Source organism: Mesorhizobium sp. L103C105A0 (assembly GCF_000502215.1).
In the GTDB taxonomy this organism is placed as follows: Bacteria; Pseudomonadota; Alphaproteobacteria; order Rhizobiales; family Rhizobiaceae; genus Mesorhizobium.
The window spans coordinates 57,233-81,492 of record NZ_AYXF01000007.1; the positions used below are offsets into that span (position 1 = coordinate 57,233).

The 24,260-nt window shown below is 63.5% G+C and carries 20 protein-coding genes and 1 pseudogene; 11 read left to right on the top strand and 10 right to left on the bottom strand.

The window, feature by feature from the left end:
- Positions 1-29: 29 nt before the first annotated feature.
- From gnd to X727_RS144815, 8 genes are all read left to right on the top strand, one after another.
- Positions 30-1,043 carry a phosphogluconate dehydrogenase (NAD(+)-dependent, decarboxylating) gene (gnd, locus tag X727_RS144850; RefSeq protein WP_023834668.1) on the top strand — a complete coding sequence of 338 codons (1,014 nt, stop codon included), beginning with the start codon at positions 30-32 and terminating at the stop codon, positions 1,041-1,043.
- Between the two features lie 23 nt (positions 1,044-1,066).
- Positions 1,067-2,440 (top strand): glucose-6-phosphate dehydrogenase, encoded by a 1,374-nt coding sequence (gene zwf / locus X727_RS144845; protein WP_023834669.1) that lies wholly within the window; start codon positions 1,067-1,069, stop codon positions 2,438-2,440.
- Between the two features lie 117 nt (positions 2,441-2,557).
- Positions 2,558-3,262, top strand: coding sequence for an ROK family protein (locus X727_RS144840; RefSeq protein ID WP_023807698.1), 705 nt, complete (start codon positions 2,558-2,560; stop codon positions 3,260-3,262).
- 214 nt (positions 3,263-3,476) lie between these two features.
- Positions 3,477-3,941 carry a MucR family transcriptional regulator gene (locus X727_RS144835; RefSeq protein ID WP_023687743.1) on the top strand — a complete coding sequence of 155 codons (465 nt, stop codon included), beginning with the start codon at positions 3,477-3,479 and terminating at the stop codon, positions 3,939-3,941.
- A 133-nt stretch (positions 3,942-4,074) separates the two neighbouring features.
- Positions 4,075-5,175: a pyridoxal phosphate-dependent aminotransferase gene (locus X727_RS144830; protein ID WP_023670471.1), complete on the top strand. Its 1,101-nt coding sequence runs from the start codon at positions 4,075-4,077 to the stop codon at positions 5,173-5,175.
- Between the two features lie 158 nt (positions 5,176-5,333).
- A complete protein-coding gene (locus X727_RS144825; protein ID WP_023670472.1) occupies positions 5,334-6,575 on the top strand; it encodes an MFS transporter in 1,242 nt (413 codons plus the stop codon).
- A gap of 361 nt (positions 6,576-6,936) precedes the next feature.
- Complete coding sequence (locus X727_RS144820; protein ID WP_023687741.1) at positions 6,937-8,043, top strand: efflux RND transporter periplasmic adaptor subunit; 1,107 nt, start codon at positions 6,937-6,939, stop codon at positions 8,041-8,043.
- On the top strand, positions 8,040-11,243 hold the full coding sequence (locus tag X727_RS144815) for a multidrug efflux RND transporter permease subunit (protein ID WP_023745388.1): 3,204 nt from the start codon (positions 8,040-8,042) through the stop codon (positions 11,241-11,243). Before X727_RS144820 ends, X727_RS144815 begins: the two co-directional genes overlap by 4 nt.
- A gap of 30 nt (positions 11,244-11,273) precedes the next feature.
- On the opposite strand, the gene X727_RS144810 is transcribed toward X727_RS144815, so the two are convergent.
- The 8 genes and pseudogenes from X727_RS144810 to hemC all read right to left on the bottom strand — a co-directional run bounded on the left by X727_RS144810 (position 11,274) and on the right by hemC (position 18,511).
- Positions 11,274-11,909 (bottom strand): outer membrane lipoprotein carrier protein LolA, encoded by a 636-nt coding sequence (locus tag X727_RS144810; protein ID WP_023745389.1) that lies wholly within the window; start codon positions 11,907-11,909, stop codon positions 11,274-11,276.
- Between the two features lie 56 nt (positions 11,910-11,965).
- Positions 11,966-12,229: a YMGG-like glycine zipper-containing protein gene (locus X727_RS144805; protein WP_023670477.1), complete on the bottom strand. Its 264-nt coding sequence runs from the start codon at positions 12,227-12,229 to the stop codon at positions 11,966-11,968.
- Positions 12,230-12,416: 187 nt separating this feature from the next.
- Positions 12,417-13,133, bottom strand: coding sequence for a glutamine amidotransferase (locus tag X727_RS144800; RefSeq protein ID WP_023834670.1), 717 nt, complete (start codon positions 13,131-13,133; stop codon positions 12,417-12,419).
- A gap of 14 nt (positions 13,134-13,147) precedes the next feature.
- Positions 13,148-13,627, bottom strand: coding sequence for a TerB family tellurite resistance protein (locus tag X727_RS144795; RefSeq protein WP_023698391.1), 480 nt, complete (start codon positions 13,625-13,627; stop codon positions 13,148-13,150).
- Between the two features lie 76 nt (positions 13,628-13,703).
- A pseudogene (locus X727_RS01000000164930) lies at positions 13,704-15,259 on the bottom strand (heme biosynthesis protein HemY).
- A gap of 10 nt (positions 15,260-15,269) precedes the next feature.
- Positions 15,270-16,760: a COG4223 family protein gene (locus X727_RS144790; protein ID WP_023745390.1), complete on the bottom strand. Its 1,491-nt coding sequence runs from the start codon at positions 16,758-16,760 to the stop codon at positions 15,270-15,272.
- Positions 16,761-16,872: 112 nt separating this feature from the next.
- Positions 16,873-17,586 (bottom strand): uroporphyrinogen-III synthase, encoded by a 714-nt coding sequence (locus X727_RS144785; RefSeq protein WP_023745391.1) that lies wholly within the window; start codon positions 17,584-17,586, stop codon positions 16,873-16,875.
- 1 nt (position 17,587) lies between these two features.
- Positions 17,588-18,511, bottom strand: a complete 924-nt coding sequence (hemC, locus tag X727_RS144780) for a hydroxymethylbilane synthase (RefSeq protein WP_023834671.1) — start codon at positions 18,509-18,511, stop codon at positions 17,588-17,590.
- Between the two features lie 120 nt (positions 18,512-18,631).
- Between hemC and tsaD the strand changes: the two genes are divergently transcribed.
- A complete protein-coding gene (gene tsaD, locus X727_RS144775) occupies positions 18,632-19,717 on the top strand; it encodes a tRNA (adenosine(37)-N6)-threonylcarbamoyltransferase complex transferase subunit TsaD (protein ID WP_196815009.1) in 1,086 nt (361 codons plus the stop codon).
- Positions 19,714-20,730, top strand: a complete 1,017-nt coding sequence (locus X727_RS144770; protein ID WP_023745393.1) for an NAD(P)H-dependent glycerol-3-phosphate dehydrogenase — start codon at positions 19,714-19,716, stop codon at positions 20,728-20,730. Before tsaD ends, X727_RS144770 begins: the two co-directional genes overlap by 4 nt.
- Here X727_RS144770 and X727_RS144765 read toward each other — a convergent pair.
- Complete coding sequence (locus X727_RS144765) at positions 20,727-22,493, bottom strand: hypothetical protein (protein WP_023745394.1); 1,767 nt, start codon at positions 22,491-22,493, stop codon at positions 20,727-20,729. The genes X727_RS144770 and X727_RS144765 overlap by 4 nt on opposite strands.
- Before the next feature lie 240 nt (positions 22,494-22,733).
- Between X727_RS144765 and X727_RS144760 the strand changes: the two genes are divergently transcribed.
- Positions 22,734-23,582, top strand: coding sequence for a methyltransferase domain-containing protein (locus tag X727_RS144760; protein ID WP_155923597.1), 849 nt, complete (start codon positions 22,734-22,736; stop codon positions 23,580-23,582).
- A gap of 53 nt (positions 23,583-23,635) precedes the next feature.
- Here X727_RS144760 and X727_RS144755 read toward each other — a convergent pair whose 3' ends face one another.
- Entirely contained in the window at positions 23,636-24,259 is a 624-nt protein-coding gene (locus tag X727_RS144755; RefSeq protein ID WP_023745395.1) for a class I SAM-dependent methyltransferase, read from the bottom strand.
- Position 24,260 lies beyond the last annotated feature (1 nt).

The following is a 24,260-nucleotide window of genomic DNA, read 5'->3' on the forward strand; positions in this document are numbered from 1 at the left end:
TTCTTTCCTCAAGCGACTAGGACAAGACCATGCAGATCGGAATGATGGGACTGGGCAGGATGGGCGCCAACATGGTGCGCCGCCTGATGCGCGACGGCCATGAATGCGTCGTCTACGACATCAACCCGGCAAGCGTTGCCGGCCTGGTTGCCGATGGCGCCATCGGCGCCGCCTCGATGGAGGAGTTCGTCGGCAAGCTTTCCAAGCCGCGCAGCGCCTGGCTGATGCTGCCAGCGGCGATCACCGGCAAGATCGCCGACCAGGTGGCAGCATTGATGGAAGCCGGCGACATCATCATCGACGGCGGCAATTCCTATTATCACGACGCGGTCGACCAGGCGGCCGAACTCGCGGCCAAGGGCCTGCACTATGTCGATGTCGGCACCAGCGGCGGCGTTTGGGGCTTGGAGCGCGGCTATTGCCTGATGATCGGCGGCCCCGATACGGCGGTCAAACACCTCGATCCGATCTTCGCCACGCTGGCGCCTGGCGCCGATGCCGGCGCCACGCCCGACAAGGCGGGGGGAACCGCACCCTTTGGCTACCTGCATTGCGGACCGAGCGGCGCCGGCCATTTCGTCAAGATGATCCACAACGGCATCGAATATGGCGTCATGGCCGCCTACGCCGAAGGCATGAACATCCTGAAATCGGCCAATGCCGGCAAAAGACAGCGCACGGCGGACGCCGAGACCAGCCCTTTGGAAAACCCGCAATACTATCAGTTCGACATCGACCTGCCGCAAGTGGCCGAGGTCTGGCGCCATGGCAGTGTGATCGGCTCGTGGCTGCTCGACCTCACCGCCGGCGCACTGAAGAGCGACCCGGCATTGGCCCAGTTCGGCGGCCGCGTCTCCGATTCCGGCGAAGGACGCTGGACGCTGAAGGCGGCGATCGACACCGGCGTGCCGGCGCCGGTTCTGTCCTCGGCTTTGTTCGACCGCTTCTCCTCGCAGGGCGAATCCGAATTCGCCGACAAGCTGCTGTCGGCCATGCGCTATGCCTTTGGCGGCCATGTCGAAAAGCCGAAGGCCGGCAAGTGAAGGCCGCAGGGGAGACGCGCAAGATGAGCCCGGAACGGTCCGACACGCTGGTGCTCTTCGGAGCAACCGGCGACCTTGCCCACAAGAAGATATTTCCGGCCCTCTACCAGATGGTAGCCAAGGGGACGCTGGCCGAGCCGGTGATCGGCGTCGCCTTCGATGCCTGGGACATCAACCAATTGCAGGCGCGGGCCCGCGACGGCATCGTCAACGCGCTCGGCAAGATCGACGAAAAGATCTTCGCCAAATTCGCCAATCTGCTGCGCTATGTCAGCGGCGACTACCGCGACGGCGCGACCTTCGAGAAGCTGAAGACGGCGCTCGGCTCGGCGCAGCGGCCTCTGCACTATATGGCGGTGCCGCCGACCATGTTCGAGACCGTCGTCCAGGGGCTGGAGCAATCCGGTACCGCGCATGGCGCGCGGCTGATGGTGGAAAAGCCGTTCGGCCACGATCTCCAATCGGCGCGCTGGCTGAACCGCGTGCTGCATCTGGTGTTCGAAGAGCAGTCGATCTTCCGCATCGACCACTATCTCGGCAAGGAGGCGATCCAGAACCTGCTCTATTTCCGCTTTGCCAATTCCTTTCTCGAGCCGATCTGGAACCGCAACTTCGTCGAAAGCGTACAGATCACCATGGCCGAGGACTTCGGCGTCGAAGGCCGTGGCAAATTCTATGACGATGTCGGCGCTATCCGCGATGTGATCGAGAACCATCTGCTCAACATCCTTTTGCTGCTCGCCATGGAACCGCCGGTCGGCCGCTCGGCCGACGATCTGATCGACGAGAAGGTGCAGGTGCTGCGCGCCATCCGCACGCTGACCAAGGACGACGTCGTGCGCGGCCAGTTCACAGGCTATCTCGCTGAACCCGGCGTGAAGCCGAACTCGCCGGTCGAAACCTTTGCCGCGGTGCGCTTCATGGTCGACACCTGGCGCTGGCAGGACGTGCCCTTCTTCATCCGCACCGGCAAGAACATGCCGGTGCATGTGACCGAAGTGATCGTGCGGCTGAAGCGGCCGCCGCTGGACGTCTTCGATCCGATCAAGCCCAGCGACGCCAATTACGTGCGCTTCCGCATCGACCCGCAGGTGGCGATCTCGATCGGCGCGCAACGCAAGGCACCCGGCGACGACATGGTCGGCGAGCAGGTCGAGCTCACCGCGCTCGACGATTCGAAGGGCGACATGCCGCCCTATGAGCGGCTGATCGGCGATGCCATGAACGGCAATGGCCAATTGTTCACCCGCCAGGATGCCAGCGAGCTTGCCTGGCGCATCGTCGGCCCGGTGCTCGGCGACACCACGCCGCCGCATATGTATGAGCCGAAGACCTGGGGGCCGGCCGACGCCATGGCCAGCTTCGGGCCGCCCAACGGCTGGATCAATCCGAGTTGAGCAATTCAGGAAGGGTGCGAGCGGTTTTTCCGTCCGGAATTGCGTAAAAACAAAGAGTTGGAGCATTCCCCCGTTCCCTGAAACGGGGGAATGCGCCAAGTGAGCGGAGGAAACGACATGGCCAAGGCAGCCAGGCCCGCGAAGGCCAAGGCCGAACCGATCGTGCTGACGATCGATGTCGGCGGCTCGCATGTGAAAATCCTCACCAGCGCAGGCGGCGAGATGCGCCGAGCCGATTCCGGACCGGACCTGACACCGCAGCAGATGGTCGCCACGGTGAAGACGCTGGCCGAAGGGCTGGCCTATGACGTGATCTCGATGGGCTATCCCGGCCCGGTCAAGCACAACAGGCCTTCGCTCGATCCCGCCAATCTCGGCAAGGGCTGGGACGGCTACGATTTTGCCGCCGCCTTCGGCAAGCCGGTCAAGGTCGTCAACGACGCGCTGCTGCAGGCGATCGGCAGCTACGATGGCGGGCGCATGCTGTTCCTCGGCCTCGGCACCGGCCTGGGCGCGGCGATGATCCTCAACAATGTCGGCCAGCCGATGGAACTGGCGCATCTGCCGTACCGCAAGGGCGGCAGTTTCGAAGATTATGTCGGCGAGCGCGGCCTGGAGAAATACGGCAAGAAAAAATGGCGCAAATACGTTTTCGACGTCGTCGGGCGGCTGCGTGCGGCGCTGCAGCCCGATTATGTCGTCATCGGCGGCGGCAATGTCGACAGACTGGATGAATTGCCCGCCACATCCAGGCGCGGCGACAATACGCGTGCTTTCGAGGGCGGTTTTCGACTATGGCGCGACAAGGCGCTGATCGTCTGATAGTATTAAAATTCAGTATAGTTGTTCAAAATGACGTGTGGCGCGATACGAAGTCATTGCGTTACGCAGATTTGGCGATTAGATCGGTGGCACCGGATGGAATCATCTGGCGCAACCGCACATATGCGGCAAGACAAATGACTAGAGCGGATTTCCGGCTCCGCTGGGACCGCTCTGGGAGTTTCCGCCACCCCCCTAGCGACGGAGAGATAAATTGGCCGACGACAGCAACGACTCTGACAAGGACATCGACCTGCTCGAGCTTACCGCCCATATCGTGTCCGCTTACGTCGAGAAGAACCGCTTGCCCGTTGCCGGCCTGAGCGATCTCATCGCCAGCGTTGCGGCGTCGATCGGAGGGCTCAGCCAGCCGCCGGCCCCAGTGGCGGCGCCGCAGATCCCGGCCGTCAATCCCAAGCGGTCGGTGACGCCGGACTACATCATCTGCCTCGAGGACGGCAAAAAATTCAAATCGCTGAAGCGCCATCTCGGCGTCCATTTCAACCTGACGCCGGAAGCCTATCGTACCAAATGGGGCCTGCCGGCCGACTATCCGATGGTTGCCCCCAACTACGCGGCGTCGCGCTCCGAGCTGGCCAAGTCGATCGGCCTCGGCCGCAAGGCCGCAGTTGCCGCGCCGGCGAAAGCCAAGGGCCGGAAGGCCAAAGTTCCGGCCTGAGTGGGATCAGCGCCTCGGCCCTGAGCCAATCGTTTGGACGACTGGAACAGAAGCCTGCCGGCGAATGAGCCTTGGCAGGCTTCGTGCTTTTATGGCTTGTACCTCTGAGTGTCAGGACTTTGGGGGAGCAGCCATGAACTACGCCAGAATGGTGATCGAGAAAGAGGCGCCGGAGGAATACGGCTACGATCGCATTCGGTTCAATCTCTCCGAAAGCTCGATCGCCGATCAGAAACTCTCCGACGTCGGCCTGTCGCTGCCGGATCTCACGCTGTTCTACGGCGAGCATCGCGGCGACAAGGAGTTGCGGGCGCTGATCGCGGCGCAGGATTCCGGCATTTCGCCTGACGATGTTCTTGTGACCGCCGGTGCGGCGGGCGCGCTCTTCATCATTTCGACCTCGCTTCTGTCGGAGCGCGACCACCTTGTCGTCGTCCGGCCGAACTACGCCACCAACATCGAGACCCCCAAGGCGATCGGCTGCGCCATCTCCTATGTCGATCTCGATTTCGACGCAGGCTTTGCCATCGATTTCGGCCGCGTCGCCGCCAGCATGCAACCGAACACCAAGCTGATCAGCGTCACCTGCCCGCACAACCCGACCGGCACGATGATGGGCCGGGCCGATCTCGACGCGCTGATTGCGCTGGCCGAAGCGAGCGGCTGCCATCTGCTGGTCGACGAGACCTATCGCGACCTCTCCTATGGACAGCGCCTGCCGGCGGCGGCTTCTCTCAGCCCCAAAGCGATCAGCGTCTCGTCGCTGTCGAAAGCCTTCGGCATTCCCGGCATCCGCATTGGCTGGCTGATCACCAGCGATGCCGAACTGCAGGAGCGCTTCCTCGCCGCCAAGGAGCAGATCGGCATTTGCGGCAGCGTCATCGACGAAGGCATTGCGCGCGGCATGCTGGGGCGCCGCGACGCTTTCTTGGGCGCGCTGCTGCCCGAGATGGCGAAACGCCGCGACATCGTGCAAGCCTGGATCGACCGCGAGCCGCTGGTCGACTGGGTGCGGCCACAAGGCGGCGTCGTCGGATTTCCAAGGCTCGTTGTCAGTCCAGACTTCGACCTCGACCGTTTCTACGTCAATCTCTTGGAAAACCACGGCACCTATGTCGGTCCCGGCCACTGGTTTGATATGCCCAAGCGCTTCTTCCGCGTCGGTTTCGGCTGGCCGAAAGAGGCGGAATTACAGGGCGGCCTCGACGCCATTTCCGCCGCGCTGAGGCAGTAACGTCCGCGTGCAATCGGGCGAGCGGCTTGAAAACCGCTTGATCCGGGCCCGATTTTCACGCATACGCGCCCCGAACTTTGATAAGTTTCATTGGCCGGAACAGCGCCCATTTCCGGGAAGTGCCCCGCCGGCCAATGCAAGCAACGGGGCCTGTATCCATGACATCCCATTCCCATACACCGCCTGACCGGCGTTACGCCGCCTTCCGCCATCGCTCCTTCCTGAGCTATTGGGCGGCGCGTTTCCTGACCACCTTCGCCACCATGATCGTGTCCGTCGCCGTCGGCTGGCAGATCTATGATCTGACGCGCGATCCCTTCGATCTCGGCATTGTCGGCATCGTCCAGTTCCTGCCGTCGCTGCTGCTGGTGCTGGTCACCGGCGTTGTCGCCGACCGTTTCGGCCGCCGCCTGATCATGGCGCTGGCGACGGTAGTCGAGGCAGGTTGTGCGCTTGTCCTGTTGTACTTCACGCTGCGCGGTCTCGTCAGCCCGCTGCCGATCTTCATCGTGCTGGCTATGTTCGGCCTGGCGCGCGCTTTTTATGGGCCGGCCTCGTCGTCGCTGTTCGCCAACCTTGTTCCGCCGGAAGATTTCGGCAATGCGATCGCCTGGAACTCGTCCGCCTGGCAAACGGCGACCATTGTCGGCCCGGTCGCCGGCGGCCTGCTCTATGGCGTCTCGGCCGAAGCCGCTTACGCCGTTGCCTCCGTGCTGATGCTGGTGGCCGGTCTGCTGATCTTCACCATTCCGAAACCGGCCCAGCAGAGCGCCACCGACAAGCCGACGATGGAGACGCTGTTTGCCGGCTTCCGATACATCTGGAGCGAGAAGATCGTCCTGGGCGCCATCTCGCTCGACCTCTTCGCCGTGCTTCTGTCCGGTGCCTCGGCGCTGCTGCCGGTCTATGCCCGCGATATTCTGGAACTCGGCCCGTGGGGCCTCGGCCTGCTGCGCTCGGCGCCCGGCATCGGCGCCATCTGTGTCGCGGTCTGGCTTGCCGGGCACCCGCTGCGCGACAGTGCCGGCAAGATCATGCTCGGCTTCGTCGCCGGGTTCGGCGCCTTCACCGTGCTGTTCGGCGTCTCGACCATCACCTGGCTGTCGATCCTGGCCCTTGCCGGCCTCGGCGCCACCGACATGTTCAGCGTCTATATCAGGGAGACGCTGATCCAGCTGTGGACACCCGACGAGGTGCGCGGCCGCGTCAACGCCGTCAACCAGGTCTTCGTCGGCGCCTCCAACGAAGTCGGCGAGTTCCGCGCCGGCACCATGGCGGCGCTGATCGGCACCGTGCCGGCGGTGGTGATCGGCGGCGTCGGTGCGATTGCCGTCGCCGGACTGTGGGCGGTGCTGTTTCCGCAACTGCGAAGGGTGCGGCATCTCAACAGCCGCAACTGATCGAGTAAGCCGCAGGATCCGGCGCTCGGTCCAAATCAGCTTGCGCCGATGACGGCTGAGATGGGCCGGAAGCGGATGGGCCGGTTCTGGGCGAACTAGCCAGAAGGCGGGGCAGCCACAGGGTGGACATTTCAGTCCATATGGAAAATGATTATGTTGCCATGCACAATACTGCAGTGCTCTGGTCTCGACGAGAAACCTTAAATATAGAAGAGAACCACCCGACCTCCGGGTCCAGCTAGCGGGGACGCAAATGGACACTTCAGGGAATCGGCAATCGCATCGCGACGCAAGCGGGCGACCCAGCCGATCGGTCGGCTGGCTGGCCCGCTCCGCCGTCCCAGTGGCATTCCTGCTCGGCATGGCTTTCAGCAGCAACGCGTTTGCGCAGGACCAGCAACTGCCGGTGGTGACGGCGGCCAAGCCGGTGGTGCGTGAAATCGTCGAAGACGACGAGTTCGTCGGGCGCTTCGAAGCCGTCGACGAGGTCGCCATCCGTTCGCGCGTCAGCGGCTATCTGGACAAGATCAGCTTCCAGGACGGCGCACTGGTCAACAAGGGCGACCTGCTCTTCACCATCGACCAGCGTCCGTACCAGGCGGCCTACGATGCCGCCAAGTCGCAAGTAGACGTCGCCAAGTCCCTGCTCGAATTCTCCAAGATGCAGCTGGATCGCGCCGATGAACTCGCCAAGACCGGCAATATCTCGGCCGCGACGGTCGACGACCGTCGGCGGGAATACCTTTCGGCGCAGGCGCAGATGCAAGGCGCGACGGCTGCGCTGACGACGGCCAACCTGAACCTGGAGTTCACCGAGATCAAGGCGCCCTTGTCCGGCCGCATCGACCGCCGGCTGGTGTCGGTCGGCAACCTCGTGCAGCCGGATTCCACCTTGCTGACGACTATCGTCACACGCGATCCGATCGACTTCTATTTCGACGTCGATGAGCGCCTGTATTTCAGCTACGCCCGCGACGCGAAGGAGCGCGGCGGCAGCATGCAGGAAGGCGCCGGCGGGCTCGAGGTGGTGGTTCGCGTCGCCGACCGCGCGGAGGCGGTATTCAAGGGCAAGCTCGATTTTGCCGAGAACCGGATCGACAACGCGACCGGCACCATGCGGGTGCGTGCAAGGTTTGCCAACGCCGACGGCGTTCTCCAGCCAGGCATGTTCGGGCGCATCAACGTGCCGGGGTCGCTGCCGCATAGCGGCGTCCTGGTGCCCGACGAGGCGGTCGGCGCCGATCAGGATCGCCGCATCGTGTACCTGGTGGATGAGGCCGGGATGGTGTCGGCGAAGCCCGTGCGCACCGGCCCGCTTCTCGACGGCTACCGGGTGATCCGCGCGGGCCTGACCGGCGACGAGACGATCATCGTCAACGGGCTGATGCACGCCAGGCCCGGCACCAAGGTGAAAGTCGAGATGGTGACGTTGCCGCCCAAGGTCGAGACCGCCGGGTTGCAGCAATGAGGTTCGCCCATTTCTTCGTCGACCGTCCGATCTTCGCATCGGTGGTTTCGATCGTCCTCCTGATCCTCGGCGGGATTGCTTATACCCAGCTGCCGATCGCGCAATATCCCGAGATCGCGCCGCCGACCATCGTCGTTCGCGCCCAGTACCCGGGCGCCGACGCCGAGACGGTCGCAGCGACGGTGGCAACGCCGATCGAGCAGGAGATCAACGGCGTCGAGGGCATGCTTTACATGTCGTCCTATTCGTCCGGCGACGGGGCGATGGCGCTGACCATCACCTTCAAGCTAGGCACCGATCTCGACCAGGCGCAGGTGCTGGTACAGAACCGCGTGTCGGTCGCCGAGCCGCGCCTGCCCGAAGAAGTCCGCCGCCTCGGCATCACCACCATCAAGAGCTCGCCCGACCTGATGATGGTCGTGCACATGCTGTCGCCCGACAATACCTACGACCAGCTCTACGTCTCGAACTACGCCCGCTCGCGGGTGCGCGACATACTGCTCAGGTTGGACGGCGTCGGCGACCTCATCATCTTTGGCGAACGCGAATATTCGCTGCGCATCTGGCTCGATCCGGAAAAACTGTCCGCCCTGGGGATGACCTCGGGCGATGTGGTGCAGGCGCTGCGCGACCAGAACGTCCAGGTGTCGGGCGGCTCCATCGGCGCGCCGCCGACCAATACCGGCACGGCGTTCCAGTACACGGTCACCACGCAAGGCCGCTTCAACGACGCACGCGACTTCCGATACGTGATCGTCAAATCGGCCGAAGACGGCCGCCTGATCCAGCTGCAGGACGTGGCGCGCATCGAGCTCGGCGCCAAGGATTACGTCACCAACTCCTATCTCAACGGCAAACCGGCGGTGGCGCTCGCCATCTTCCAGCGGCCAGGCACCAATGCGCTCGCCGCAGCCGCGGAGATCCAGGACAAGATGAAGGAGCTTTCCCAGGACTTCCCGAAGGGGTTGAGCTACGACATCGTCTACAATCCGACCGAGTTCGTCGCCGAGTCGATCCAGGAGGTCTACAAGACGATCCTCGAGGCGATGGTGCTGGTCATCATCGTCATCATCGTCTTCCTGCAATCGTGGCGGATGGCGATCGTGCCGATCGTGGCGATCCCCGTGTCGCTGATCGGCACGCTGGCGGTGCTTTACGCCGCCGGCTTCTCCCTCAACATGCTGACGCTGTTCGGCCTCGTGCTGGCCATCGGCATCGTCGTCGACGATGCGATCGTCGTGGTCGAGAACGTCGAGCGCAATATCGCCAGCGGGCTGGCGCCCAATCCGGCGTCGCATCTGACCATGGACGAAGTCGGAACGGCGGTCATCGCGATCTCGCTGGTGCTGATAGCGGTGTTCGTGCCGACAGCCTTCATTCCCGGCATTTCCGGGCAGTTCTACCTGCAGTTTGCGATCACCATCGCGGTGTCGACGGCGATCTCGGCATTCAATTCGCTGACGCTCTCGCCGGCCTTGGCCGCGCTGCTGTTCAAGCCGCACCACACTGCTGCGGCGCCGCCGCGCTTTTTCCTGGCGCGGTTCGGACGGGCGCTCGCCGACGGCTTCAATCGGGGCTTCGACAAGGTCGCCCATTGGTATTCGAGCATCGTGCGCGTGCTGGTCGGCTCGCGAATAGCGATCGCCGCCACGCTGGCCGTTTTCGCGGCCCTCATCTACGCCACGGTCTATATGGTTCAGACGGTGCCGCGCGGTTTCATTCCGTCGCTCGACCAGGGCTATGCGATCGTCGTCGTCCAGTTGCCGGACGGCGCCTCGCTATCGCGGACCGATGCCGTCATCCAGCAGGCGTCGCAGATCATCCAGAAAACACCGGGCGTCGACTACGCGGTCGCCTTCGCCGGCTTCTCCGGCGCGACCTTCACCAACGCCAGCAACGCGGGCGTGATCTTCGCCAGGTTCAAGCCGTTTGACGAGCGACTGGAAGCCGGCCAGTCGGCGACCCAGGTCATCGGCAATCTGTTCGGCAGCCTGCAAAGCATCAAGGAAGCCTTCATAATCGCACTGCCGCCGCCGCCGATCCGCGGCGTCGGCAATGCCGGCGGCTTCAAGCTGCAGATCCAGGAGCGCAACAGCGCCGACATGCGGCAGATATTGGCGCTTGCCTATGAAATTGCCGGCAAGGCCAACAAGACGGCGGGGCTGACCGGCGTGTTCACCACTTTCTCCGCGTCCAGCCCGCAATTCTTCCTGGCGATCGATCGCGACAAGGCGCGCATCCTGAACGTGCCGATCCCCAACATCTTCGAGACGCTGTCGATCAATCTGGGCACCGCCTACGTCAACGACTTCAACGCTTTCGGGCGCGTCTACCAGGTGCGCGCGCAGGCCGACCAGGCGTTCCGCCTCGATCGCGCCGACATCTTGAAACTGAAGGTGCGCTCGGCGACCGGCGCGCTGGTTCCGCTGGGCACGTTGATCGAGATCCGCGACGTCACCGGCCCGGCGCTGGTCCAGCGCTACAACATGTACGTCTCGGTGCCGCTGCAGGGCAACGCCGCGCCCGGCGTTTCCACCGGCGATGCGCTTGCCAAGATGGAAGCGATCACGGCACAGACGTTGCCGGCCGGTACCTCCTACGAATGGACCGAACTCGCCTATCAGGAGCGTAACACCGGCAATGCCGCTGTCTATATCTTCGGACTGTCGGTGCTGTTCGTGTTCCTGGCGCTGGCGGCGCAATATGAAAGCTGGGTGCTGCCGTTCGCCATCGTGCTGGTGGTGCCGCTCGGCGTGCTCGCGGCGTTGCTCGGCGTGTCGTTCCGAGGGCTGGACAACAACATCCTCGTGCAGATCGGCCTCATCGTGCTGATCGGGCTTGCCGCCAAGAACGCGATCCTGATCGTCGAGTTCGCGCGGCAGGCCCAGGAACGCGGCCTGTCGGCCGCCGAGGCTGCCGTCGAAGCCTGCCGGCTCAGGCTGCGGCCGATCCTGATGACCGCCTTCTCGTTCATCCTCGGCGTCGTGCCGCTGATGATCGCGACGGGCCCGGGCGCGGAAATGCGCCAGTCGCTCGGCACCGCGGTGTTCTCCGGCATGCTGGGCGTCACTTTCGTCGGCCTGTTCCTGACGCCGGTGTTCTACGTCACGCTCAGGTCGCTGTTCTCACGGCGCAAGCCGCATGCCGAGGCCGAGTCTTCGGCACCGGCAGAGGTGCCGTCCGAGACGGCCGCCGAGTAGTGTTACACGGGCAGTTCGTGGCGCTGCCGACTATTTCGTTTTGGTGTTGAATTCACGGTTTGCAGCATAGTCGATAGTGAAGGTGCCCGCAGGAGCGCGAACGCCCTGCTTCACGTTGGATATGGTGACTGTCGAGGTAAGGCCCCTCTCGTCAGTCAGGGTCCATCTGCGTAGATCGAGCGATTCCCTGTCAAACACCATAGTGATATTCGAATTGCCGAAGGCCGACTTGTCGGCCAGCCTGATGATCACCTGGGCGCCATCGTCCCTGATACTTTTGAGGCGATTGCCGGAAAAGTCGACCTGATTGTCGAGGAGCAGCTTGAGCGGCGTCTTCGAGAGAGCATAAAGCCGCGATGTCTTGAGCTTCTTGTTATAGACCACCAAGGATTTTCCATCTGCAATTACGCTGACCCCTGATTGGCCTGCATAGTTGAACCGGATCTTGCCCGGCCGCTGGAGGAAAAATTTCCCTTTGGTCCTTTCCGCTCTTGGGCCCGACTGGACAAAGTCCCCGGACATGGACTTTACCGATGAGAAGTGATCGGCAATCGTCTTCGCTTCTACAGGTGCGGCCAAGGCCGCGGTCGAAAGTTCGGCGTTTATCGCGACAGCGCTGACAACGGCTAACCAGAAAGCCAGCAGTCTTTTGCTGTTATATGCCATTCAGTTATCCTACCCCGAGCAGGCGCGTGATCGAAAGAGATCACGCGCCTTTGAGATCAGTAGCCGTCCGGGCACTGAGCAACGTAAACTCGACCGTTCCGACCGCGATATCTGCACTGGCCGGCTTCGCTGGCGTGCCCGATGACCGCCCCGGCCAGCGCTCCGACCGCCCCGCCAACAACCGCCCCTTTTACCGGGTCGCCGGCCACTGCTGCGCCTACAGCTGCGCCACCCAAACCACCGACGGCAGCGCCTTGTTCGGTGCGGGAGCATGCCGCGAGCGGAATGAGTAGGCTCAAAATGAGCAGCGTCTTCTTCATTGGTTCTCTCCTGGGGCCGTTATTAGCCGAAGCTTAAATGCGCCACGGAGTTTTTCGATCCATCGGAGTGTTTGGGGCGCAATCCAAATCTGCGGGAACGGGCTAAGGTCCCGGATCCATCGTACACGCCTCCCAGAGGTAAGTCGTCTTTGGCAAGCTCGGCCGTTCAGAGTAGTTGGATTTTGCTCTATCCCTCAGTAGGCTTGCCGAAGATCAGGCTCAAAAATTCGCTCAGCCAGCGCTTGAGGTGCATATCCCAGATCAGCCGGCCGCCGAGATGGTCGCGGCCGGGCTGCGCGCCGGGCAATTCGAAACGGTGCGCGCCGCGCACCACCCAGCGCTGCATCATCAACCGGGTCAGTTCGCCATGGAACTGGATGCCCCAGGCATTGTCGCCATAGCGAAAAGCCTGGTTGGGGTAGGTTTCCGCCGTCGCCAGCAGCGTCGCATCCCTGGGCAGCGAAAAGCCTTCGCGGTGAAACTGGTAGACCATGTCGGGCCAAGGCAGCAGTTTCTTGCCGGCCTCGGTCGGCTTCAGCGGATACCAGCCGATCTCNACCAGCCCCTCGCCATGCCCCTCGACCTTGCCGCCGAGATGATTGGCCAGCATCTGCGCGCCAAGGCAGATGCCGAGGAAGGGCCGGTTCTCCTTTAGCGGAACATTGAGCCAGTTGGTCTCGCGGCGGACGAACTCATCTTCGTCATTGGCGCTCATCGGCCCGCCGAACACCACGGCGCCGGCGTGTCCCTCCAGCGTCTCCGGCAGGCTGTCGCCGAGAGGCGGCCGGCGGATGTCGAGGTCGAAACCTTCCTCGAGCAGCATGTGGCCAACCCGGCCGGGGCTCGAAGTCTCCTGATGCAGCACGATCAGGATTTTTGGTTTCGAGCTCGGTCTGGGCGGCATGGAAAGGCGGAATCCTATTCGTCGCTCGACGTTCCGCTGGCGCCGGGCGCGGCGGCCGCCGCCTTGCGGCGCGCCTCGACGCGGTCGTGGCGCTCGACGCCGATCAGTTCGGCGACGCGCCAGACGGTGTTGTCCTCCAACTCGTGCAGTTCGCCATCGGCATAGACGATTTCCCACATCAGGCCGATGAAAGCCTTGCGCGCCTCGGCGTCGAGATGGCGCTTCAAGACGCTGGTGAAGGCATAGAGGTCGATCGCCTCATTGTCGGCGCGCTCGCCGGCGGCAGCCAGTGCATCGAGTTCGTCGCCGCTGATCGAATAGCTCTGCGCCAGCACCTGCTTGAACCGCTCCCACTCGACATCCTGGCGCACGCCGTCGGCATTCATCACATGATAGAGCAAAGCCGACGCCGCAACGCGCGGATCGTCCGCATTGGCGCGAGCCCCAGCCCCGGAGGGCAGGTCTTTCAGAAAGGCCAGGACGCGTTCGAACATGGTGCTCACTTCACATTATTGGAGCATGATCTTTTCCAAAAACCGGTATCCACTTTTTGGGATCATGCTTCAGGGATCAAAACAGGCGGAAGCGGCGCGGTGACTTCTCCGCTTCGTCATCGGGGTCGACGCCGGGGTCGTCGGGCAGCCGCGCCAGTTCCTCGGCAGGTTCGACGGGTTCGGCGTCGTTTGGTATTGCGGCGAAAGCGGCGGCGGTGACCGGCGTGACCTGGTCATCGCCCACAGCGGGCTTCGGCTCGGTCGGCGCCTCGCTGATCGTCTTGGCAACGGCGGGATGATCGATCACTTCGGCTTCCTTTGCCGGCTTGGCGGGTGCCGCAAGCACCGGCACATCGGCTTCGTCTTCATGGCTGTCGATGAGCTGACCCAGCCGCTCCATCGGTGCGCGCCAGGCGAAAGCGTCNCAGACGTGTGCTCTTCCGATCTATCGCGCGGCGCCCTGACCGCCTTGGACAGCAATTGCCTGATCTTGCCCTGGTCGCCGGTCTCTGCCTCCTCGATATCGGCCAGCAGCAGGTAAGCGCCTTCCCGGCGATCCATGCGGATCGCCGCTTCCGCCTCCCGGCGGGCGGTGGAAAAATCCTGCGCATCGAGCGCGGCGCGCGCCACCGTCATCGACGATTCGGCATTGTTGCGCTTCAGCTCCTGCAGCTTCTTCGCCCGGTTGAGACGATCGACCACGGCATCTCCCGGCCTTGCATGGGTGTAGAGCTCGGCGATCTCGGGATGCGGCTCCGCCTTCCAGGCTGCCTCAAGGATCTTCGAGCCTTTGCGCACATCGTTCTGTTTGAACAGAAGATTGGCGGCTGCAACCGCGGCCGGTGCGAAATCGGGCGCGAGCTTGTTGGCCTCGAGTGCCGCTGTCTTGGCTGCATTGGGGTCGCTGTCGGTCAGCGCCTGCGCCTTGGCGGTCAACAGCACGGCGCGGCGGCGATTGGCGGCGTCGCGTTCGATCTGCCTGGTCGACTTCTGCGCCTCCACCAGCTTCAGCGCGCCGTCCCAGTCGCCGCGCCCGGTCAGATCCTCCAGCGTCGATTCGGCGGCCCAAGCCAGTTGCGGCGCGACGGAAGCGGCGCGCCCGGCATAGTGACGCGCCGCGTTGCGGTCGCCGAGCCGCTCGGCTTCGAGATAGAGCCCGCGCAGGCCAAGCAGCCGCATTTCGGGATCGTCGAGCATCGCCTCGAATTTTTCGCGCGCGCCCTCATGGTCGCCTTCGAGCAGCGAGGCTTGCGCTTCGAGCAGCTGGATCAGCGGCTCCTGGTCGGAGCGGATCAGTTTGGCGGCTTCCTTGGACTTCTTGCGGGCCAGCGCGCCATCGCCGGCGCCGGCTGCGATCATGCCGGTCGACAGCGCCTGATAGCCACGGTCGCGGCGGCGGACGCGGAAATAGCGCGAGATCGTGTATGGGCTGTTCCAAAGCGACTTGATCAGCCACCAGACGATCATCACCGCTGCGACGACGGCAACGATCGCCACCGCAGCCACCATCAGGCTGACCTGGTATTGGTAACCGTTGAAGGTGACGACCATCTCGCCGGGACGATCGGCCAGCCAGGCAAAGCCAAGACCGAGCGCGAAGACGGCGCCGAGAAAGATGAGAATGCGGATCATCGTGTCGTCCTCATGCCTTCATCGCACCTGCAATCAGCGCGTCGACCTGCGTCTCGACGTCGATGCGCGCCTTCAGTTTGCCGGCAAAGTCGGCGCCGGCGGCCTTGACCGCATCCGGCAGCGTTGCGTATTCGCTGAGCGCCTTGGCGTAGTCGCCCTGATTGACCGCCACTTCGATGCGCGCCACGGTTTCCGGCGCGCCGGCGCCTTCGACGGCGCCGATCGGCCGAACCTTGACCAGCGATTCGGCGCTCGACAAAAGGTTCTGGAAGAAGCCGGCATTTTCATCGACCGGCGTCGCCGCCGCGACCATCGCATTGGCCGCGGCGTCGGCCTCGCCGGCGATCTCGGTGCGGGTTGGGACGCCCTTTTCAGCGTAGGGGCGCAGCGCCGCAATCTGCGGTGCATCGGGCGAGATCGCTGCGAAGGTCTCCAACTCGGCGGCGAACGGCGCGCCGCGGTCAAGCGCCGCCTTCAAGGCCGAAGCGGCGATGGCCATCGCGATCTTTGGCTGCGAGGCCTGCGCATCGACCTTGCCGGCGAGTTGCGTCACCGACTGCTCCAGCGCGGCGATCTTGCCTTCCTGCGCCTTGGCTGCCTCGCCGGCCGATTTCACCAGCGCGTCGAGGCCCGCCAGTCTTTCATTGAGCGGCGCGAGATCGACGGGCGCTGCACCACCGGCCTGGCCAAGGGCGGCGACCGCGGTCTCGATCTGCTTGACCTTGTCGCCAAGCGAGGCAAGCCCGGCATTGTCGCCGGCGCCGCCCCTTTCGACCGCCGATTTCAGCGATGCGACATCGGCCTTGACCTGATCCAGCGCCGAAGACAGCCCGTCGACCTTGGCCGTTGCGGCGCCATTGCCGCTGGCTTCCCTGAGGTCGGCGATTTCGCGCTTCAGCGAAGCGATCTCGCCATTGACGCCGTCGAGCGAGACCGTGCCCGCCCCTGAGCCCGGAGCGCCAAGCACGCCGGCAAACTGCAGCCCGCCGGCGGCAGCCAGCGCGATGACACCGCCGATGATGCCGGCGGCAATGCCGCTCGTGCGCTTCGGTTGCGCGGCCATGGGCTGGTTCCCGGCTGTCCTTGGGGTTTCCTTGGGTGCACCCGGCTTGGGCGAGGCATCCTCGAAACTGTAGTCGGAGGTTCTGGCGCGCGGTGGCGCATCCGAAGCGGTGGGGTAAGGCTGCTCCGCCTGGGTGGACGCCTTGGCATCGGCGCTTTCGGGAGCGGCCTGCGCCGCGGCGTCGGAGTGCTCCCACGGCTCGAGATCGGCTTGATCGGCATGAACGGGCTCGTCAGGCGTCTCCGGCTGCGCATTGGCCATGGCAGCCGCATCCTCGGCCGCAACCGATTCTGCCGGGGCCCCAACGTCGTCCGAGTTGGCGACATCCGTCTTGGCGGCATCCGCATCGGCAATGCGCGAGACAGCGCCGGGTTCGAGTTCGATGGTCACCGGCTCGCGGCGGCTTTTCGAATGTCGCATCTTCGGCGTCTTGACCATGCCTGGGCTCCGCAATCCTGCTTCGTCTGGGCGCCCGACGGCGCGTGATGGTTTGAAAAATGGTCTAGCACATCATCATCAGGTGAAAAGGGGCGGCGTGATGACACGGCGCTCAGTCGCCGCGGTGCAACAGCTCAAGCAGCGCCTCCTCCTGCGGTTCCCGCGCAATGCGTATTTTTTTGCCGGCGGCATTGTCAAACGCCGCTGCCACGCGCTCGGAGAGCGCAAAAGCCTGCATGTTTTCAAAGAGATCGCGCAGTTCCGCCCGGCGGGCCAAGGCCTGCAACGCTGCCGCCGCCTTGGCTGAATAGAGCAGCACCGCGTCGACCGCCTGATCGGACAGGCGTGTACGGATTTCAGCATCGGAATAATCGAGCGAAATCGTGTCGTAGGTTTCGACGGTGCGGACCTCGACGCCGGCCTTTCGCAGCCGCGCCTCGAATGCCGGAAACCGCACGCGCCCTGTGAGATAGACGACCGCCTTGCCGGAAAGGCCGGCAGCAATCGCCTCGGCCAGCCGCTCGGCGTCGCCCGCCCCTTCGCTGACCGACAAGAACCCTGTCGAACGTGCCGCTTCAGCCGTCCTGCGTCCGACGGCATGGCAAGGCAAGGCGGCGAGCGCACGAATGAGTTCTTTCGGCGCATGCCGCACCGCATTTGCGCTGGTCACAGCGACGGCCACGGCATTGTCGCTCGCAGCATCGGCGCCAACCCGCAGTGTCACCGTTTCGGTCAGCGGCAGAAGGAGCGGCTCAAATCCCAATTCCTGCAGCCGCCGCATGGTTCGCGACGCCCCAGGTTGCGGCCGCGTCACCAGGACACGCATATCAGACCCAGCCGTCGAAGAAGGTTTCGCCCGCTTTGACCCGCACCATCCTGGCCGCGTCCGTGCCGATGTCAGCGGCATCCAGCGCCAAGCCTTCGGCTTTGACCTCATGCGATTGCGTGCCATCGGGCGAAATGATCAGCCCGGCGAAAACCAGCCTGCCGCCCGAGATCGTCGCATAGCCGGCGATCGGCGTGCGGCAGGAGCCGTCGAGCGCCGCCAGGAAGGCGCGCTCACAGGCCAGCGCCTGGCCTGTCGGCACATCATGGATGGCCACCAGCATCTTTTCGACCTCGCCGTCGCCGATGCGGGTTTCGATGCCGATTGCGCCTTGTCCCGGCGCCGGCGGAAAGGCATCGAGCGGCATCAGATCGGTGACGACATGGCCGAGCCCGAGCCGCTTCAGCCCGGCATAGGCGAGGATCGTGCCTTCGGCGACGCCTTCCTCCAGCTTGCGCAGCCTGGTCTGCACATTGCCGCGGAACATGACCACGTCTAGGTCCGGCCGCATGCGCCGGATCAGCGCCTGGCGCCTGAGCGAAGACGACCCGACCTTGGCGCCTTGCGGCAAATCAACAATGCGCTTCACCGCCTTTCCGATGAAGGCGTCCCGCGCATCCTCGCGCGGCAGGAAGGCGGACAGCTCCAGCCCGTCCGGCAGCACTGTCGGCATATCCTTGGAGGAATGCACGGCGATATCGATCGTGCCGGCCAGCAGCGCCTCTTCGATTTCCTTGGTGAACAGGCCCTTGCCGCCGGCTTCCGACAGCGGCCGGTCCTGGATGCGGTCGCCGCTGGTCGAAATGACGACGACCTCGAAGGCTTCCGCCGGCATGCCGTGCGCTTCCATCAGCCGCGCCTGCGTTTCATGCGCCTGGGCGAGCGCCAGCGGGCTGCCGCGTGTTCCGATTTTCAAAGTTTGCATGGCGCGCGGTCCGTGATAACCCCCGGCTGGCTTTGCGTTGCCGGCGCTCTCCCTAGCGAGGCCCGCCTCTACTAACTAGGAAAGTCCGGCGACACAATCTCTGGAGATAGCGACGAATTGATCCGCGTTCTGGGCATTGAGACGAGTTGCGACGAGACCGCCGCCAGCGTGGTGACGCTGGACGGCGATTCCGTGCCGGTGATTGCGTCCAACATCGTGCTCAGCCAGATCGAGGAGCACGCCGCCTTCGGCGGCGTCGTGCCGGAGATCGCCGCGCGCGCCCATGTCGAGGCGCTGGACGGCATTGTCGAGGCCGCTCTTGCGGATTCGGGCGTAGCCCTGGCCGACATCGACGCCATTGCCGCCACTGCGGGCCCCGGCCTGGTCGGCGGGCTGATCGTCGGCCTGATGACGGCCAAGGCGATTGCAGCGGCCGCCGGCAAGCCGCTGATCGCCATCAACCATCTCGAAGGCCACGCACTGACCGCAAGGCTGACCGACGGGCTCGACTTTCCCTATTTGCTGCTGCTGGTTTCCGGCGGCCACACCCAGATCGTCGCCGTGCGCGGCGTCGGCGACTACCAGCGCTGGGCTACGACCATCGACGACGCGCTCGGCGAAGCTTTCGACAAGACGGCCAAAATGCTCGGCCTGCCCTATCCCGGCGGCCCGAACGTCGAAAAGGCGGCAATGTCGGGCGATGCGACGCGCTTTGCCTTTCCGCGGCCGATGAGGGGCTCGGCGCAGCCCGATTTCTCCTTCTCCGGCCTCAAGACCGCCGTGCGCCAGGCGGCGACCGCCATCCAGCCGCTAAGCGAGCAGGATGTCGCCGACATCTGCGCTTCGTTCCAGGCGGCGGTAGCCGACGTACTTGGCGACCGCGTGGCCCGCGCGCTGGCCCGCTTCCGCGACGAATTTCCGGACAAGGCCGAGCCGGCGCTGGTCGTTGCCGGTGGCGTCGCCGCCAACAGAGCGATCAAGGCGACGCTGCAGAAGCAGTGCGCCGAGGCCGGCTTCGCCTTTGTCGCGCCGCCGCTCAAACTGTGCACCGACAACGCGGCGATGATCGCCTGGGCCGGCATCGAGCGGTTGCGGGCAGGCCTGTCTCAAGAGAACGGCTTCGATTTCGTGCCGCGTTCGCGCTGGCCGCTGGACAGCATTTCGGCCCCGATGGTCGGCTCCGGCCGGCGCGGAGCAAAAGCATGAGCGCCGGCAACACAAGCGGCAGGGACAGAACCGGCTGGCGCGTCGCCGTGCTCGGCGGCGGCGCCTGGGGCACGGCGCTGGCGCTGGCGATGCTGCGCGCCGGTCACGATGTCCGGCTCTACGCCCGCGACGAAGAGACTGTTTCCGCGATCCGCCGCGGCGAGAACCCGCGTTATCTCCCCGGCATCGCCATTGAAACAGGCATTGCGGCGACGAGCGATATCGGCACGGCCCTGACCGATGCCGATTGCGCGCTGGCCGTGGCGCCGGCGCAGGCGCTGCGCGCCATGCTGACGACGGCAAAGCCCCATATGCCGAAAGGCATCCCGCTGGTTCTCTGCGCCAAAGGCATCGAGCGCGACACCGGCGCGCTGCTGTCGGCGATCGTTGGTGAGATCCTGCCCGAAACTCCGGTTTCGGCCTTGTCCGGTCCGAGCTTTGCCGCCGATGTGGCCAGGGGTCTGCCGACCGCTGTCGTGGTTGCTGCCCCCGACGACGCCTTGGCGGCCGAGCTTGCCGCGCGCTTTTCGGCGCAGAATCTGCGCTGCTATTCCAGCGACGATTTGATCGGCGTCGAGATTGGTGGCGCTTTGAAGAATGTCTTCGCCATTGCCGCTGGCGCCGTCACCGGCGCTGGGCTCGGCGCCAGCGCGCAGGCCGCCATGGTGACACGCGGCTTCGTCGAACTGCGCCGCATCGGGGCATCCTTCGGCGCCAAGCCGGAGACGCTGATGGGGCTTTCCGGCCTCGGCGACCTTTTGCTCACCTGCTCTTCGGCCCAGTCGCGCAATTTCGCCTATGGGCTGGCGCTGGGGCAAGGCAAGCCCTTGGCCGGACTGCCGCTCGCCGAAGGCGTGCCGACGGCGGCGATCGCCGCCCGCATCGCCACCGAGCGCGACATCGACGCGCCGATCATCGCTGCGGTGTCGGCGATACTGGACGGCACGATCACCATTCGGCAGGCTGTCACGGCATTGATGACCCGGCCGCTGAAGACCGAAACCGGTATTTAATTGTAAACTCCCGTGAACAGCTCGGCATTGTCCCCGCCAGGCACGATGCGGTTTTCATAGTCACCTTCCGGCAGCAGCAGTGCCTCGGCTGGACCGTTGCGCAGGACAACGTCGCTGGTACCTGCCTCCAAGGATAGGGGCGAAGAATGCGAGGTGCCGTTTATCTCGACCTCGCCGTCTGCAAGCTCCCCGCTGGTCGTGTACAGGCTGTATCGTCCGGCGACAGGCACCTTGAAAACGACCGGACGACCGGAATAGAGGCGACGACCAGCCATTCTGATGTTGGGAGCGATCTGGACGTAGCTGTCGCGGATGAGAGGCGCGATGACGGTATCGATCAAATCCATGCGATATGACCAGAGGACCATCTTGGGCGGGGAATCCGAGAGAACTTTGTAGGCTTCCGATTGCCTGCCTTCCTGCAATGTTTTCAAGACATAATGCTGGTCGAGCCAGAGTGTGGAGGGCTCCTGTCGATTGGGCAGCATGGCGATGCCGTCGAAATACTTCTCATCCGGTGCGAGCAAAGATTCCGCGCGCGAGACCAGTTCAAGCTGGGTCTGATTGTTGAGGCGTAGGTAAACGACATTGCTCGCGTAGCTCATGGCGATGGCTGTGATCAGCACCGCGAGGACAGGAACCCGGTAGCGCGCGTGGGTTGCGGTGCTGTCGAGAAGCTCCAACGACCAGAGCGCAACGAACGGCAACGCCATGATGAAGACATAAGGCCAGGGCTGGTCGTGCGTGAATACCAGCACCGTGATGACGAGTGAAAAGATCAGCGCAATTCGCCTTCGACCATCGAGTTTCATGATCCGCATCAGTGACAGGGCCATACCGGAGAAACAGATCCCGTAAAGAAGGGCGTTCCGCGCCAGTGTCTGTAACACGAACTGCCTCAGTCCCCCATAGTCACCGCCTCCACGCGTCGCAATCTCGACCGGGCCAAGTATAAGGTTTTTGGCCGCGAGAACAGGGGCTCCTCCACCGAAGATCAAGCAATAGACGATTATCGGAACGGCCCATCCAAGCACGAGCCACCCTCCGCGAACCGCCCCTGTTGCGTAGCGTCTCATCAAGGCTGCGTCAGCAACAAGGCCGATGCCGAGCGCAACGTTGAAGTAGACCGATTTCTGAGTGATGACGAAGGCAAGGCCACTTAGCATGCCGGCGGCAACAAGCTGCCTTGCCCTCAACCCAGGTGCGCGCAGGACAACCAGCAACGCCGCCACGGCGAAGAACACTGCCGGCGGTTCGGCGATGGTACGAAAGATGCGCTCCATGAAATTCGAAAAGCACAGGAGAACGAGGACGATCGTCAAAGCGCGCACGCGATCCTCGCCCAGAGCGCGAGCGCATGCGTAGATCAAAGAGATCGTCCCGCAGGCCAGCAATGCAGTCTGCATGCGGCCAGCAAGCAGAATCGACGTGGCACTCCAGCCGATCAGATGAGCAATCTCATAAAAAGCCGCATAGCCGACCGCCTTGGGATGCCAGATCGTATCGAACAGGCCGTTGGAGAAATATTTCGCCCATCCGAGTTGGACGAATTCATCCATGACGAAGCGGATGTTCCAAGCCAGAACGAACAGCAAGATGATCTTGAGTGCGATCAGGATATGCAGAAAAGTTGTTGTTGGGCGCTGCCCGAGAGCGAACAGCTTGTTTGGTCCCGGCTCCTGCGTATTCAAGACAACCCCCTCGATCGTGCCCAGGCAGACCAACGCCAGGCGTGCTGCCTCGCTGGGCACAACGCCCTTCATCCTCAGACAACAACTTCGAGGCCGGCAGGCCGCTTGGCGAAGCATGGTTCCACCGCAGTTAATTTTCCGACACTGTGCGGAACTGAAGCCGTCGCGCTTCGGATTCTTGCAGCGCTCCGCTCCAGCCTGTCTATACGTAGCGGACTTTAGCCGCTGTTAGCCTTTTGCTTGCTAAGAAGCGTTACGTTCAGACACGGCAACCTGCCTCTGCGACAATGCGGAGGCTTGAAAGGACATCGCGTGCTACAACCCAAGATGGCATCGGGCCTCGTCTGCCCAGTCTGCTATTCCAGGCTTGGCACAAGCCCGGCTGCCCTGACCTGCGAATCTTGCCCTGCCGCCTATCCCGTGCACAAAGGCGTTCCGTTCTTTGTCGAGTCGCCGGTGAGGGAGGGCTTCGACGCTAGCTTCCATGAAGAGGCGTATGACGGTACCAGCACGCGCGCCCGAATGTACAATTCGCTGAAGCAGGTCATCACCAGCGAATATTCACCTCACGACACGCTGAATTCGTTTCTTGCGTCGATACCTCAGGGCTCGATGGTCGTGGAGTTCGGCTCCGGCGCACGGCGCGTCCGCCCCGATGTCCTCAACATTGACCTGTTCCCCACCCCGAACGTCGATCTGGTTGCTAATGTCGAGCACACGCCGCTTGCGAGCGATTCCATTGACGTCGTCATTCTGGACAGCGTGATCGAGCATGTTCCCAATCCGGCAGCGGTCGTCGATGAAGTGTTCCGTGTCCTGAAGCCGGGCGGAACGCTGCTCTGCATCAACCCTTTCTTGTTCCCCTATCACGGCTATCCCGCCCACTACTGCAACTTCACAAAGGATGGGATCGAGCAGCTTCTGCAGCGGTTCGCAAGGGTGGAGGTCCAGACGCATCAAGGACCGACAAGCGCGATCGTCAACATCCTTTCGGAATATATCGGCGTCGTTATCGGTCGAGAGAACCGAACCCGCTACATGATAGCGAAAGCCGCAATCCTGACGCTGACATTCCCGTTGAAGTTTATCGATAAATTTCTGGTCGATCGCCCGGAGAGTCACCGGATCGCCAGCATGCTCAGCACCATCGCGACCAAATAGCGTGTCGTTGATCCGCGCTTACCGCCCGTGACACGCCGGGATCCACCCATCTGCTACCAGCTGAGCAGTTCACAATAATTCGGCCGGTCCGGTGATGCCGATACTCTCTTTGCCGTCGGGAAATGCCGCTTTGCCATGGCCGCGAAGTCCGAACGCGAAAACAAGACGACATGCTTGTCTCCGGTAATGTGCCGGTCCGCAAGAAGCGACAAGGTGGCGCGTATTCCACCAGGCTCGATGTCCTTGAGGATGATCTTCCGGCAGGCCCAGCGTTCGCAACTGTTGGCCAGCGATTTGAAGAACGCCTCGCGCCGATCCACCGGTACATGATGAATGACGTCGGAAATCGTGACGACATCGTAAGACCCTTGCACGCTGGAAAGGTCCGTCGCGGGCAGAAGTTCGACCTTCGCCCGATTTGCGTTGCTTAGAAACGCACCGATCGAAGGGGCGAGATCGCACATCGTAATCCTCAGGTCGGGGCGCTGATCGAGCAGCCGGTCGACGAGCGCTCCATCGCCGCCGCCGATATCCAAAACCTTCGCGCCGTTCGGCAATTCGCGATCGAGAAAATCCGCGATTACATTGAGATTGACGAAAACACGACGGTAGACGTCTCCGACCGGCTTGAAATGGCGGCCAAGAGCCCTGCGTATGATCTGACCTGGCGGTAACATT

What these genes read in the sequence shown, in the direction of transcription:
- gnd (WP_023834668.1), top strand. Translation starts at nt 30, where the DNA reads ATGCAGATCGGAATGATGGGACTGGGCAGGATGGGCGCCAACATGGTG.
- zwf (WP_023834669.1), top strand. Translation starts at nt 1,067, where the DNA reads ATGAGCCCGGAACGGTCCGACACGCTGGTGCTCTTCGGAGCAACCGGC.
- X727_RS144840 (WP_023807698.1), top strand. Translation starts at nt 2,558, where the DNA reads ATGGCCAAGGCAGCCAGGCCCGCGAAGGCCAAGGCCGAACCGATCGTG.
- X727_RS144830 (WP_023670471.1), top strand. Translation starts at nt 4,075, where the DNA reads ATGAACTACGCCAGAATGGTGATCGAGAAAGAGGCGCCGGAGGAATAC.
- X727_RS144825 (WP_023670472.1), top strand. Translation starts at nt 5,334, where the DNA reads ATGACATCCCATTCCCATACACCGCCTGACCGGCGTTACGCCGCCTTC.
- X727_RS144820 (WP_023687741.1), top strand. Translation starts at nt 6,937, where the DNA reads ATGGCTTTCAGCAGCAACGCGTTTGCGCAGGACCAGCAACTGCCGGTG.
- X727_RS144815 (WP_023745388.1), top strand. Translation starts at nt 8,040, where the DNA reads ATGAGGTTCGCCCATTTCTTCGTCGACCGTCCGATCTTCGCATCGGTG.
- X727_RS144810 (WP_023745389.1), bottom strand. Translation starts at nt 11,909, where the DNA reads ATGGCATATAACAGCAAAAGACTGCTGGCTTTCTGGTTAGCCGTTGTC.
- X727_RS144805 (WP_023670477.1), bottom strand. Translation starts at nt 12,229, where the DNA reads ATGAAGAAGACGCTGCTCATTTTGAGCCTACTCATTCCGCTCGCGGCA.
- X727_RS144795 (WP_023698391.1), bottom strand. Translation starts at nt 13,627, where the DNA reads ATGTTCGAACGCGTCCTGGCCTTTCTGAAAGACCTGCCCTCCGGGGCT.
- X727_RS144790 (WP_023745390.1), bottom strand. Translation starts at nt 16,760, where the DNA reads ATGGTCAAGACGCCGAAGATGCGACATTCGAAAAGCCGCCGCGAGCCG.
- X727_RS144785 (WP_023745391.1), bottom strand. Translation starts at nt 17,586, where the DNA reads ATGCGTGTCCTGGTGACGCGGCCGCAACCTGGGGCGTCGCGAACCATG.
- hemC (WP_023834671.1), bottom strand. Translation starts at nt 18,511, where the DNA reads ATGCAAACTTTGAAAATCGGAACACGCGGCAGCCCGCTGGCGCTCGCC.
- X727_RS144770 (WP_023745393.1), top strand. Translation starts at nt 19,714, where the DNA reads ATGAGCGCCGGCAACACAAGCGGCAGGGACAGAACCGGCTGGCGCGTC.
- X727_RS144765 (WP_023745394.1), bottom strand. Translation starts at nt 22,493, where the DNA reads ATGAAGGGCGTTGTGCCCAGCGAGGCAGCACGCCTGGCGTTGGTCTGC.
- X727_RS144755 (WP_023745395.1), bottom strand. Translation starts at nt 24,259, where the DNA reads ATGTTACCGCCAGGTCAGATCATACGCAGGGCTCTTGGCCGCCATTTC.